General features: G+C 45.2%; 12 protein-coding genes. 9 read left to right on the top strand and 3 right to left on the bottom strand.

Translation table 11 applies throughout. The features are described 5' to 3' along the window. Positions 1-86: 86 nt before the first annotated feature. Together AZ46_RS17990 and AZ46_RS17985 are read right to left on the bottom strand one after the other, a co-directional pair. Entirely contained in the window at positions 87-1,574 is a 1,488-nt protein-coding gene (locus tag AZ46_RS17990) for a sodium:solute symporter family protein (protein ID WP_029285786.1), read from the bottom strand. After that, positions 1,574-1,774: a DUF3311 domain-containing protein gene (locus AZ46_RS17985; protein WP_029285788.1), complete on the bottom strand. Its 201-nt coding sequence runs from the start codon at positions 1,772-1,774 to the stop codon at positions 1,574-1,576. The genes AZ46_RS17990 and AZ46_RS17985 overlap by 1 nt, the downstream gene beginning before the upstream one ends. A 554-nt stretch (positions 1,775-2,328) precedes the next feature. Here AZ46_RS17985 and AZ46_RS17975 point away from each other — a divergent pair. The 6 genes from AZ46_RS17975 to AZ46_RS22025 all read left to right on the top strand — a co-directional run bounded on the left by AZ46_RS17975 (position 2,329) and on the right by AZ46_RS22025 (position 7,712). Then, positions 2,329-2,679 (top strand): lmo0954 family membrane protein, encoded by a 351-nt coding sequence (locus AZ46_RS17975; protein WP_029285792.1) that lies wholly within the window; start codon positions 2,329-2,331, stop codon positions 2,677-2,679. Between the two features lie 21 nt (positions 2,680-2,700). Next, positions 2,701-3,342, top strand: a complete 642-nt coding sequence (locus AZ46_RS17970) for a PspA/IM30 family protein (RefSeq protein ID WP_029285794.1) — start codon at positions 2,701-2,703, stop codon at positions 3,340-3,342. 504 nt (positions 3,343-3,846) lie between these two features. Then, positions 3,847-4,578 carry a cell wall-active antibiotics response protein LiaF gene (gene liaF / locus AZ46_RS17965; protein WP_029285796.1) on the top strand — a complete coding sequence of 244 codons (732 nt, stop codon included), beginning with the start codon at positions 3,847-3,849 and terminating at the stop codon, positions 4,576-4,578. Beyond that, on the top strand, positions 4,575-5,615 hold the full coding sequence (locus AZ46_RS17960) for a sensor histidine kinase (RefSeq protein WP_029285798.1): 1,041 nt from the start codon (positions 4,575-4,577) through the stop codon (positions 5,613-5,615). Before liaF ends, AZ46_RS17960 begins: the two co-directional genes overlap by 4 nt. Continuing rightward, entirely contained in the window at positions 5,608-6,240 is a 633-nt protein-coding gene (locus tag AZ46_RS17955; protein ID WP_029285799.1) for a response regulator transcription factor, read from the top strand. Before AZ46_RS17960 ends, AZ46_RS17955 begins: the two co-directional genes overlap by 8 nt. Before the next feature lie 164 nt (positions 6,241-6,404). After that, positions 6,405-7,712, top strand: a complete 1,308-nt coding sequence (locus AZ46_RS22025; RefSeq protein ID WP_029285801.1) for a globin-coupled sensor protein — start codon at positions 6,405-6,407, stop codon at positions 7,710-7,712. Positions 7,713-8,171: 459 nt separating this feature from the next. Here AZ46_RS22025 and AZ46_RS17945 read toward each other — a convergent pair whose 3' ends face one another. Then, a complete protein-coding gene (locus tag AZ46_RS17945) occupies positions 8,172-9,188 on the bottom strand; it encodes an NADP-dependent oxidoreductase (RefSeq protein ID WP_152554779.1) in 1,017 nt (338 codons plus the stop codon). 135 nt (positions 9,189-9,323) lie between these two features. Between AZ46_RS17945 and AZ46_RS17940 the strand changes: the two genes are divergently transcribed. The 3 genes from AZ46_RS17940 (at position 9,324) to AZ46_RS17930 (ending at position 11,929) form a co-directional block, all read left to right on the top strand. After that, positions 9,324-9,788 carry a GNAT family N-acetyltransferase gene (locus tag AZ46_RS17940; protein WP_029285805.1) on the top strand — a complete coding sequence of 155 codons (465 nt, stop codon included), beginning with the start codon at positions 9,324-9,326 and terminating at the stop codon, positions 9,786-9,788. Continuing rightward, on the top strand, positions 9,772-10,488 hold the full coding sequence (locus tag AZ46_RS17935; RefSeq protein ID WP_029285807.1) for a 5-formyltetrahydrofolate cyclo-ligase: 717 nt from the start codon (positions 9,772-9,774) through the stop codon (positions 10,486-10,488). The genes AZ46_RS17940 and AZ46_RS17935 overlap by 17 nt, the downstream gene beginning before the upstream one ends. Before the next feature lie 88 nt (positions 10,489-10,576). Continuing rightward, positions 10,577-11,929 carry an amino acid permease gene (locus AZ46_RS17930; protein WP_029285809.1) on the top strand — a complete coding sequence of 451 codons (1,353 nt, stop codon included), beginning with the start codon at positions 10,577-10,579 and terminating at the stop codon, positions 11,927-11,929. Positions 11,930-11,944: the final 15 nt, after the last annotated feature.

Genomic DNA, 11,944 nt, shown 5'->3' with positions numbered 1-11,944 from the left:
CCCTTTGTTATATGTAATGGAGATATTATCCCCTTTTTTAAAAAGAAGGAAACCAGAAAAAAACAGGCACATGATGTGCCTGCTGTTTAAGCGCCCTTTTTGAGAGCTGAATCCCCGTCTTTTTTTCGGAAAAGAAAGGCGGAAACGTTTGTTGATTTAGCTTTGAATAAAGGATTTAAGATAAATAACGTCAGGAAGTTGGCAGAAAGTCCCCAGAATCCTTCATAAATTCCAAATGAAAGACCTGTACCGTAGACGGTGAATGTTACGCCAAGTCCGACAAGCAAACCGATGATTGTTGCTTCCCGCGTCTGTTTTTGCCAGAAGAGGCTTAGAACGACTGCAGGGAAGATCTGCACCATTCCGGATACTCCAAGCAGCTGAAGCGAAACGAGCGCTGTCGGGAACAGGAGTCCGAATACAAGGGCAAGTCCGATAACCAAAAAGACCATGCTGCGTGTAATCATTGTCAGTTTTGCCGGCTTCACGCCTGGGTTAATCAAATCTCTGTAGATGTTGTTTGCAAACAGGTTGGATGCACCAATGGCCATAATTGAACATGGGATCAGGGATGCAAGAGCAATTGTTGAATAAGCAAGTCCCTGGGCAATGCCGCCGTATGATGTTTGAATCAGTGTAAGCAATGCAAACCGCGGATCTGTTTCGCCCGGCAGTACCAGATAAGCAATAAAGCCAAGGAAAATCACGAGAATTAAAACTACGTTATACAGGGGCAGGAACATAGAATTTTTCCTGATGGCATCTTCGCTTTTTGCTGTAAAGACGCCTGTTGCTGCGTGAGCCCACATGAAAAGTGCCAGTGACGACACGATGGCTGCTGTAGCAAACCACATCATGCCTTTAGGACCTGATTGCGGTATGGTCAAAAGCTGCGGTGCGTCTGTGATGACCTTATCAATCATCGGCGTCCATCCGCCAAAATGGATAATCGGCAGGGAGGCGACCATAAACAGCATGATGGCCCATACAAGAACATCTTTGATGATCGCGGTATAAGTAGGTCCTTTAATTCCGCTGAAAAACGTGTACAGGGCAACAAGGAAAAAGGATGTAATCACGACAACCGTAACATTGATGTAGCCTGTTCCTGCGACACGCAGGGTATCCATGATGCCGCTCAGCTGCAGGTCGATATAAGGAATCAGCATCAATACGCCGACAATCGCAATCAGCGAAGAAAGGAGCTTGCTGTCAAAACGATCACGCGCATAGTCTGCAAGCGTCGTGAACTGGAATTCCTTTGCCGTTCTCCAAAGCTTTGGAAGAAAGAAATAGGCGATAAAATAAGCTAAAACGGAATAAGGAATAGCGAAAAAAGCTACGCTTCCAGCTTGAAACGCTGTACTTGTCAGGCCAAGAAATGTATAGGCCGTATATAGGTCAGCCCCGACGAGGAACCAGACGAGAAGCCCTCCGAATTTTCTGCCTCCGACTGACCATTCTTCCACAGAACTTCTGGAAGACTTGTCACGGCCTGCAAGAAAACCGATCAAGACAACGGTTAAGATGATACAAATCGTGATGCCCAGTGCTGTTGTATTTCCCTGCTGCATTATTCAAGACCTCCCTGTTTTTTCTGGATTCTGAAAATTGCCCACGTGCAAAGCGGCGTAACCGCGATCCACAGGAAGAGCCAAAATTGAAGAAACGGAAGTCCGAGAATTACCGGTTCAATTCTATTGGCAAAAGGAAGCAAAAGAATCTGTAAAAATGGGATGAAAATAAGAATACCTATTAAATATTTCTTTTTCACTAAAATGCCTCCTGTCTCGTCTTCGTTGAATGTTCACTATGATAACAAGGAAAGAAGTATTGGACAAGAGGGAATTTTTAAAATTGTTTAAAAATTTATTATTTTGGATTTTTTATTGAGGGATTTTGGAGGCGGATTGTGCAGGTGTGAGATATGACCTTTCAGCCTGGTCAGAGTTGTGTGAAGGGTCATAAGGAAGTGAAGCACTGCTCTGTTAAGAGGGACTTCACAGGTGCATGATTAGCTGCCTGACAAGGTCCAGTGCAGCAAATCAACTGCCAAATGCCCAAGATCTTGCTAGAAAAAGAGGTAATTGGCTTTCAGATAGGGAGTTGGCTGTAAATCGGGGAAAGTTGGTAGATACGCGAGCAAAGTTGGGTGTAAAATGCCCTTTCAGCGCAGCCGATTCATGTGTTAACAGCCGTTTTTTACACAAAAATCATAAAGGTCTGTATGAAGCTAAGCCTCAGGTCTTAGTTCAAATTAAAGCTCAGGCTCGTTATGGGAAAACCGCATGGAAGGTAGGATAGAACTATAGAAAGGAGGAACAGAACATGAAAAAATTCGGGTTACTGATCATTGGAGGGATTGCAGCGATTGTGCTGCTGGCAAACCTTGCACCGATGCTTGCACTGGCTATCAGCCTGGTCATCCTTTATTACGCATATAAAGGGTTCGTGAAAACAGATTCAAAAGGAATGAAAATTTTCTGGGTAATCGCCGGAATCATTGCTCTTTGTGCATCAGCTTCAAACCTTCCGGCAGTGATCGGCGCAGCAGCAGCATATATCCTTTATGTAGTATACAAAAAATGGAACAACAAAGAAGTGACGGCAGAAAAAGAATCATCTGATCCATTTACAAATTTCGAACGCCAATGGGCGGAAATGAAAAAAAACAATTAATAAAATGAGGAGAGATACATGATGAGCAATTTATTGACACGAATTAAAGAAACACTTGCAGCAGACTTCCATGAAATTCTGGATCAAAAGGAAAAGAAAAATCCGATCTCGCTATTGAACCAGTATTTAAGAGAATGCGAACAGGAAACAGATAAAGTCCGCAAGCTTGTGGAGAGACAGTATTTGCTGAAAGAAGAGTTTTCCCGTGAATTAAAACAGGCAGAGGAGCTTGCCGGGAAACGCAAACGCCAGGCTGACATTGCCGCACAGGCAGGAGAAAGCGAGCTGCATGAGTTTGCAGTGAGAGAGCATGAACAGTATCAGGAACGCTCAGTGCGAATCACTGAGTCTCTCAAAGAAGTGTCAGGCCAGCTTGCGGAACTTGAACGCAAGTACGAAGAAATGAAGCATAAACTAAAGGACATGTACATCAAGCGCATGGAGCTTATGGGCCGTGAAAATACAGCCCGCGCTTCTCACCGCATGAATAAGGTTCTCGACAGCAGCAGCTATACACAAGGAGCACATACACGCTTTGAAGAATTGGAAAGCTATATTGACCGCCTTGAAAATGAAGTGAATACGGGCTACTACCGCAGCACAATTGACGGAAGGATCGCCCAGCTTGAAAAAGAACTGAAAAAAGAGGATTCTGCCGGCTGAAAACATGGTATCCTATAGAAGGCGCGGGTTTCTGCGCCTTTTTTGGAAGGTGTTTTGTACAGATATTAATTGAAAGAATATAGAATTCTGCACACTGTCTAGCTTCAGCGGCCAACTCCTCCGCCAGAACAAAATCCCCCAAAAAGTCAAAAGCGGACTTTTCGTGTGATTTTTTATCTGGCTTCCGGAGCTAACCGGCCGCTTCCGCTTTTCTAGTGTCCAGCTGCAGCGCTCAGATCCTCCGTCAGAACAAAATCCCCCAAAAAGTCAAAACCGGACTTTTCGGGTGATTTCTTATCTGACTTCCGGAGCTAAACGAGCGCTTCCGCATTTCAGAGTAAAGAAGATTATAGAGTTCTGCACACTGTCTAGCTGCAGCGGCCAACTCCTCTGTCAGAACAAACTGCCCCAAAAAGTCAAAAGCGGACTTTTCGGTTCAGTTCTTATCTGACTCCCGGAGCTAACCGGCCGCTTCCGCTTTTCTAATAAGGAGGGTAAGCCCACATGCTCAAAAAAGCAAACGCCGATGTGATTACGTATATTCTTTTAATTGGGGTCGTTCTTTTAATGCTTGAAGTCTTTTTTGATCACGGTGGACTTATCTTTTTTCTGCTTCTGTCGTCTGTCTGTGTTTATTTCGGGAAGAAGCGGCTCAGCAAAAAGACGGGGAAGCTATTGTTTTGGTTTGGGTTGATCAGTTTAATCATCACCATCATGAATTTGTGGGCAGTGAAGTTTCTGATCTGTGCCCTGGCGATTTATCTGCTTGTTCAATACAGGCAGTCGAAAAAAAAACCTGCAGTTGTTGAACCCCAGGTAAAAGAATCTCTTACTTTGAAAAAAGAAGATGTGCTCTATAAACGGCCGATTCTTGGTAATAATGTATTTGGGCAGCAGTCAACGCCTGAAGATATTTATGAGTGGAATGATATTAATATACAGAATGGCATCGGCGATACGATTGTTGATTTAAGCAATACGGTACTGCCGAAAGAGGAAAATATGATTGTCATCCGCAATTTTATAGGGAATGTAAAGATCCTAGTCCCTTATGAAGTGGATGTGTCTGTCCAGCATTCCTCATTTGCCGGAGCTGTCCGCGTTTTCGGCCATCATGAGCCTAAGTTGTTTAATCAGAGCATCTCCTATCAGACAGCAGGGTATGACGCTTCCGTTCAGAAGGTGAAAATTATTACATCTTCTATTGTCGGAGACTTAGAGGTGAAGCGGATATGAGCAGCATTCTAAGACAGATGGCTCTGGGTGCTGCGATTTCGGTTTCTGTCCTTGTTTTTCTTTCGGCAAGTTACTTTTTCATGTTTCCTCTGAACGACTGGAGCATTCTTTGGGAGAAAGAGATGCTTGATCTTCCGTTTATTTATTTTGTGCCGGCCGTCAGTGTGGCTATTGGGCTTGTGCTGGGGCTTTTTTCTGGCATTTTTCTGCGCAGTGATATTGGACAGCTTTCAGAGGAGATTTCCCAGCTTGCCCGGGGAAAGTATGCTGATGGTGATTTTCCGAAAAAATCAGGTGATTTTGAGAAGATGTGGCATTCCTTGCGCCAGCTGCAGAAGCATTTGACGGAGCAGACAAAGCTGTCGCAAAGACTCGCAAATGAAAAAGCAGAAGAACAGGAAAAACGCATTCAGAAAATCGTCTCCGAAGAACGCAACAGGCTTGCACGCGAACTTCACGATTCTGTCAGCCAGCAGCTGTTCGCAGCATCCATGATGATGTCTGCGATCAACGAATCAAGCGACAGCAGAACGGAGGCGGAAAACAGACAGCTGCAGATGGTTGAGCAGATGATTCATCAATCACAGCTTGAAATGAGAGCGCTCCTGCTGCATTTGCGTCCAGCCGCCCTGAAAGGAAAAACGCTTCAGGAAGGCATGAAAGATCTGCTTCAGGAACTTTCACAGAAGGTGCCGATGGAAGTCAGCTGGAAAATGGAAGATGTACAGCTTGATAAAGGAATAGAGGATCATTTATTCAGAATCCTGCAGGAATCCGTTTCAAATACCCTCAGGCATTCAAAAGCTGAAACGCTTGAAGTGCTGTTTATTGAACGGGATGATCTGGTGCTTCTCAGAGTGATTGATGACGGGATCGGATTTAAAGTAGATGCAGCCAAAACAGGAAGCTACGGTCTGCAGAACATGCACGAACGGGCCGCGCAGCTTGGCGGAACCCTTAAGATCGTGAGTTTTCCCGGAAAAGGTACAAAGCTTGAAGTCAAAATTCCGCTTGTAAGGGGGGAAAAGGATGATTAAGGTATTATTTGTAGATGATCATGAAATGGTGAGGATCGGTGTATCTTCATATCTTGCAGCCCAAAGCGACATTGAGGTTGTCGGTGAGGCGGACAATGGCTTTACAGCAATTGAACTGGCCCTCGAACTGCGGCCAGATATCATTTTGATGGACCTTGTCATGGACGGCATGGATGGGATTGAAGCAACCCGGCAGATTATTGAAAAGTGGCCGGAAGCGAAAATCATCATCGTCACAAGCTTTCTTGACGATGAAAAAGTGTACCCGGCGCTTGAAGCTGGTGCGACAAGCTATATGCTCAAAACATCCAAGGCAAGTGAAATTGCAGAGGCTGTAAGAAAGACATTCCATGGACACTCTGTTCTTGAACCTGAAGTGACAGGAAAAATGATGATGAAGATGAGGCAGAAGCCTGTTCATCATCCGCATGATGAACTGACTGCCCGCGAAATGGAGATCCTGCTGCTCGTGGCTGAAGGAAAAACAAATCAGGAAATAGCGGATGAACTGTTCATTGCGCTGAAAACAGTCAAAACACATGTAAGCAATATTCTCAGCAAGCTGGATGTGCAGGACAGAACACAGGCTGTTATCTATGCGTTCAAGCATTCGCTGGTCAACTAAAACACAGACTTAAGGTTTGTGTTTTTTATTCTTCAGGAAACATCGGCACCCGAGCACATTCAGCCCTCAAACCCCTCTAATCATTTACCGTTTCCTGCCGATATAAGGAGAGAACTTTCTTTTCCAAGAAGGGAATCTTAAGGTAGAAGGTAAGGAGAACGAGCATGCTGACACTTTTTTCTAAGAAACAGACAACGGATGCATTTCATCCAGTTATGGAATTTCCTGAAGATGACGCGGTCATTGCCACTTCAGAGCGCGAAATAAATGCAAGACTGATCTATATGGGTTTTACGAAAGAACAGCTGGCTGTTTTAAAAGAGCTAAAGCCTGTCGTACTTCCTCTTCTGGATGAACTTCTTGAAAAGGTCCTCACACAACTCTATAAACAGCCGCTTCTCAGCAGAATTGCTTCCGATCATTCAAGCAGAGAGCGTTTAAAGGCTGTATTTGTCGACTATTTCCAAAGTCTATTAAGCGGAGAAATGGATGCGCGGTTTTTTGAAATGAGAAAACGGATCGGCGGCACACACAGCGAGACGCATTTGCCTGTTACGTGGTTTCTTTCTACGTATTCAGCCATCAGCACACTCCTGCTTCCGAAAGTTGTGGAGCTGCTGCATCAGGAGCCTCAAAAGCTTTCAACGGCGCTGCTTGCGATTACACATGCGATTAATTTAGACTCCCAGCTTGTTGTTGATCAATATATGCAAAAACGAATGAACGAACTGAAAGAATTGAACGAGGAAAATATCAGTCTTCAAAAAGAGCTGTCTTCAATCAGCCAGGAAATGGCGGCATCCGTCCAGCTGACAGATTCCACAATGGATGATACCAGCGCAAAAGCAGAACAAATTCGCGAGGAAATCCAATCTACGAAGAAAACAAGCGAACATCTGCTGAAGCTGACGAATGAAAATGAAAAACAGATGGATGAAATGGTCTCTGTCTTCGGGGAAGTATTTTCAAAAGTGGAAAACTCTCTTGAGGGTATTGGAGATCTGAAAAAGATTTCCGACCAGATTACGAGAATGACAAAGGAAATTGAAGGAATTGCAGATCAGACAAATCTTCTTGCATTAAATGCATCCATTGAGGCGGCAAGAGCAGGCGATCACGGCAAAGGCTTTGCGGTTGTAGCAAGCGAGGTCAGAAAGCTTGCAGAAGATTCAAAGCGGACCAGCAATGAAATCAATGCACTTACATCAAACAGCAACAAACACATGGATACAATCGTCACCATTATGAGTTCCATGAACGAGTCCACTCAAACCTCCCAGTCCCAAATCCAGCAAGTGCGCAGCGGACTGGTTACTGTCAAAACCGAAATGGAAAACTACATGGAAATGTTTGAACGAAACAAAACAGATCTTGATGCAATCGTGGATTCTATTCAGGAAATCAATAAAACGACTGAGAGTCTGTCAGATTTGGCGAAAGTCCTTCTGGATAAAGCTGAAAGCAAGATGTGAGTCACTTTAAAGGGAGCTTAGTTGCTCTCTTTTTTTTATATGTGGGAATATAGCGGGTTGTTGGGCAGCGGGAAGCGATAGGTAGTGGTGGGACAACAGCTGGTTGTAAATGAGCAATAGTTGGTAGTAAAAGGGCGATAGTCGGTAGTGAATTTGCGGTAGTTGGCAGTAAAAAGATGATTGTTGGTAGTAAGCCGACAGTCGGTTGTAAATGAGTAATAGTTGGATGTGAATCATTCGTAGTTGGTAGTAAATCTGCGGTAGTTGGTAGTAAATCTGCGGTAGTTGGTAGTAAATCTGCGGTAGTTGGCAGTAAAGCGATGATTGTTGGTAGTAAACCGATAGCCATTAGTAAAAGGGCAATAGCTGGCAGTAAATCGCCAGACTACAAACAGAAAAAAAAACCCCATCAGCCAAAAATCGGCTAACCGGGGGATTTTTTCTATAAAGTAACAGGAATCAAGAGGAAGGATCTGCAACCTTCACAAGCTGCTTGCCTAGGTTTGTGCCTTCGAACAAGCCAAGGAATGCCTGGGGAATGTTTTCAAAGCCTTCAACGATCGTCTCTTCATACTTCAGTCTGCCTTCTTTCAGCCAGCCGCCAAGCTCTCTTGCGCCTTCGCTGAAGCGGGAAGAAAAGTCGCCTACAACAAAGCCCTGCATGAGCACGCTTGATTTGATCAAGGTTGATTCGATTCTCGGACCGACATCTTTGCCGTCTGAATTATAAGTGGAGATGGCTCCGCATACAGGGATGCGGGCAAATTTGTTCAGCAGTTTATGAACAGCTTCCGAAATTTCTCCGCCTACATTATCATAGTAGACATCTACTCCATTCGGGCATGCCTCTTCAAGTGCTTTGCCGACGTTCTGTGTTTTATAGTTGATGGCAGCGTCAAATCCGAGTTCATCAATCAGATAGGAAATTTTTTCGTCCGAACCGGCAATTCCTACAACACGGGCGCCTTTAATTTTAGCAAGCTGTCCGACAATTGAACCAACCGCTCCTGCAGCACCTGATACGACCACTGTTTCGCCTTCTTTCGGCTTGCCGATATCAAGCAGTCCAAAATAGGCGGTCAAGCCGGGCATGCCCAGTATGCCAAGGTAAGCCTGAATTGGCGCTAGGGAAGGGTCAATTTGACGCACTTCATTTTCGCCTGCGACAGAGTATTCCTGCCACGGGAGGTTTCCGATGACAAAGTCTCCCTTTTTCAGCTTGCTGCCGTTTGCTTCGACAATTTCGCCGACTACCCCGCCAGAGATTGGCTGGTTAAGCTCAAAAGGAGCAACGTAGGATTTTCCTTCATTCATCCGGCCGCGCATATAAGGATCAACTGACAGATAGAGAGTGCGGATCAGTACTTGTCCTGATTCGGGTGATGGAACAGGAGCTTCCGTATAGCGGAAGGTTTCAGCTGTCGGTTTTCCCGACGGGCGTTCTGCAAGCAGTATCTGTTTTTGGCTCATCTTCAAATTCCTCCTTGGGTTCTGTAAGCTTGCTCCGGTGTCTTTGGGCACTGGAACATTTGTTACTACCGTATCACCTTGTCCGTTACAAGGCAAAGAATAGCCTTCCGTGCGGAAAAAAATAATGCTGGAGGGAACACTATGATTGTCAGACGAATAAATAGACTCCAAAAAGAACAGTTAGGACCGCTTTTAGAAGAAAGTAAAAAAGAGGGATTCCGCTTTGTTGAAAGACTTGTTCATGATTACCAAACCGGAAAAAACAAGTTCAGTCTGCCGGGCGAAGCACTGTTTGGCGTGTTTCATAAAGAAACATTAATTGCCGTCGGGGGACTAAACCGGGACCCGTACGATCAGGATAAACGAACATGCAGGATCAGAAGATTTTATGTAGGAAAAGAGTACAGGAGAAAAGGAGCGGGAACCCTGCTTTTAAAGACGCTATTACGTGAGGCGGCTCCGAACTTTTCAGCGGCTGTTTTACGAACAGATACAAAAGAGGCAGCAAGATTTTATGAACGTGCAGGATTCAGTAAAATTCAGTCAGACCATGCAACACATGGGCTTACATTAGGGGGAGGAGAGCTACATGATCACAAAAGATGAAATCAGACAGAATAAGTGGCAAAGGCTCGAGGATGAAAAGCTAGGAGGCTTCCCGTTTCCGCTGAAGAACCGAATTCCGAATTTCAAAGGGGCTGCAGCGGCAGCTGAACTTGTTTCACAGATGGACATTTACAAGAATGCGGAGGTTGTCAAAATCAATCCGGACGCCCCGCAGCTTCCTCTCAGAGCCCGTGTGATCAAGGATGGGAAAACCCTTCTCGTTCCGACGCCGAGGCTCAAAGCAGGATTTATCATGCTGAAAAGAGAATGGGTTCCGTCCGGAGAAGAGAGGAAGGCTGTAAGCTTAAAAAATATCAGGCAGTATGGAAAGGAAATCTCTCTATCCGAGCTGCCGAAGGTCGACCTGTTTGTTGCAGGATCTGTTGCTGTCCATAAGGACGGGAGAAGGATTGGAAAAGGAGAGGGATACTCAGACCGCGAGTATGCCATTATGAGAGAACTTGGCAATCCCGACATGCCCGTTATCTCGACCATTCACAGCATTCAGGTAACAGAGGAAGACTTTAAGGTTGATACATATGATTTGCCCGTGGACTATATCGTAACCGAACAGGGAATCATTGAAACTGATACGCCGTATAAAAAGCCTGACGGCATTCAATGGAACCTTGTAACGGAGGATGAAAAGAAAGAGATGCCGGTCTTAATGGAAGTGTGGAACCTTACGAAAAAAGACTGAGACGTCACTGTTTTCATGTATCTGCTTTTTTGTTAAGATAACACGTGCAAGACAAAAGAGCATAGACCATATATGAGGAGAGACGAGCATGAGCAATAAAAACCACCATTCGTCTGATCAAAAAGACGAGTTAGCCAGAGGGCTTAAATCAAGGCACGTCACCATGATTGCTCTTGGCGGAGCCATTGGAGCAGGCATTTTTCAGGGAAGCAGTTCATCGATTGAACTTGCAGGCCCAGGTGTTATTATTTCGTATTTGCTGGCAGGCATTATTCTTTATTTTGTGATGCAGGCAATGGCGGAAATGGCTGTCCAGCAGCCGAAAGCAAAAACGCTCAGAGATTTGATCGAAACCATTCTCGGACCGTTTGCCGGCTTCTTTGCCGGATGGATTTATTTTATCAGCTGGATGCTTGTTATGGCAGCGGAGATGGCTGCTGCGGCCGGTTTCCTGAAATACTGGTTTCCGGATGTGCCGATGTGGCTGCTGTCACTTGGTGTTTCCATCCTGATTACGGTCATCAATTTGTTTGCAGTGGGTATTTTCGGTGAAACGGAATACTGGCTTGCAGCACTGAAAATTACAGTTCTTACACTGTTCATCATTCTCGGCGGTGTCCTGATCTTTACAGGGATCGGCGGTGGAAGTGCAGCCGGATTTTCAAATCTGACAGAGCACGGCGGCTTCTTGCCGTTTGGCATATCAGGAATTGCAGCCTCCATGCTTGTTGTCATGTTTTCTTTTGGCGGAACAGAGATGATCGGAATGACGCTCGGTGAAACGGAAAATCCTGAAAAAGTGATACCGAGAGCAGCGCGGAGTGTCATCGTGAGAATTCTAATTTTTTATGTTCTTCCGATTCTGATTATTGTGAGCCTCATGCCGTGGAATATGGTAGGAGCGGAAAGCCCGTTTGTCTCGGTCTTTGACCGAATCGGCATCCCGTATGTTGGAGGCTTTATGAATTTTGTTCTCTTAACAGCCGTTATATCTGCTGCGAATACAGGCATGTATGCAGCTTCAAGACTGCTTTACACGCAGGCGCTGAGCGGAAATGCACCGTCCTTCTTCTCAAAGCTGTCTGCTAAAAAGGTCCCTGTCAGAGCATTGCTTGCGAGCACATCCTTTCTGTACATCGGTGTGATCATTGCCGTTTTTGCTGAGGAAAAGACATTCGGTTACTTGATGGTTGTACCGGGGTATGCCATTCTGTCCATCTGGATTCTGCTGACAGTCGCCCACTTGAAAAGCAGGAAGAAAGGGGAAGAGCTTCGTGGCTTTTATGTGAAAAGCTACCCTTATTCCTCCTGGTTCTCACTAGTGGCCCTGCTTGCAATTCTGGCAGGCATTCTAATTACTTCTCCTCCAGCAGGAACCATCATTGCATTTGGCGTTGCCGTGCTGCTGGTTATTCTATATGCGGGCGGGGCAAAAAAATAATCCAGGGGATCTCCC

This window comes from Metabacillus indicus LMG 22858, assembly GCF_000708755.2.
GTDB lineage: Bacteria > Bacillota > Bacilli > Bacillales > Bacillaceae > Bacillus_P > Bacillus_P indicus.
Note: the sequence above shows the minus strand (reverse complement) of the source record. Positions and strands in the feature narration are given on the sequence as shown.

Excerpts from the sequence above, each read along its gene's own strand:
- AZ46_RS17990 (WP_029285786.1), bottom strand. The coding sequence starts at position 1,574 with ATGCAGCAGGGAAATACAACAGCACTGGGCATCACGATTTGTATCATC.
- AZ46_RS17975 (WP_029285792.1), top strand. The coding sequence starts at position 2,329 with ATGAAAAAATTCGGGTTACTGATCATTGGAGGGATTGCAGCGATTGTG.
- AZ46_RS17970 (WP_029285794.1), top strand. The coding sequence starts at position 2,701 with ATGAGCAATTTATTGACACGAATTAAAGAAACACTTGCAGCAGACTTC.
- liaF (WP_029285796.1), top strand. The coding sequence starts at position 3,847 with ATGCTCAAAAAAGCAAACGCCGATGTGATTACGTATATTCTTTTAATT.
- AZ46_RS17960 (WP_029285798.1), top strand. The coding sequence starts at position 4,575 with ATGAGCAGCATTCTAAGACAGATGGCTCTGGGTGCTGCGATTTCGGTT.
- AZ46_RS17955 (WP_029285799.1), top strand. The coding sequence starts at position 5,608 with ATGATTAAGGTATTATTTGTAGATGATCATGAAATGGTGAGGATCGGT.
- AZ46_RS22025 (WP_029285801.1), top strand. The coding sequence starts at position 6,405 with ATGCTGACACTTTTTTCTAAGAAACAGACAACGGATGCATTTCATCCA.
- AZ46_RS17940 (WP_029285805.1), top strand. The coding sequence starts at position 9,324 with ATGATTGTCAGACGAATAAATAGACTCCAAAAAGAACAGTTAGGACCG.
- AZ46_RS17935 (WP_029285807.1), top strand. The coding sequence starts at position 9,772 with ATGATCACAAAAGATGAAATCAGACAGAATAAGTGGCAAAGGCTCGAG.
- AZ46_RS17930 (WP_029285809.1), top strand. The coding sequence starts at position 10,577 with ATGAGCAATAAAAACCACCATTCGTCTGATCAAAAAGACGAGTTAGCC.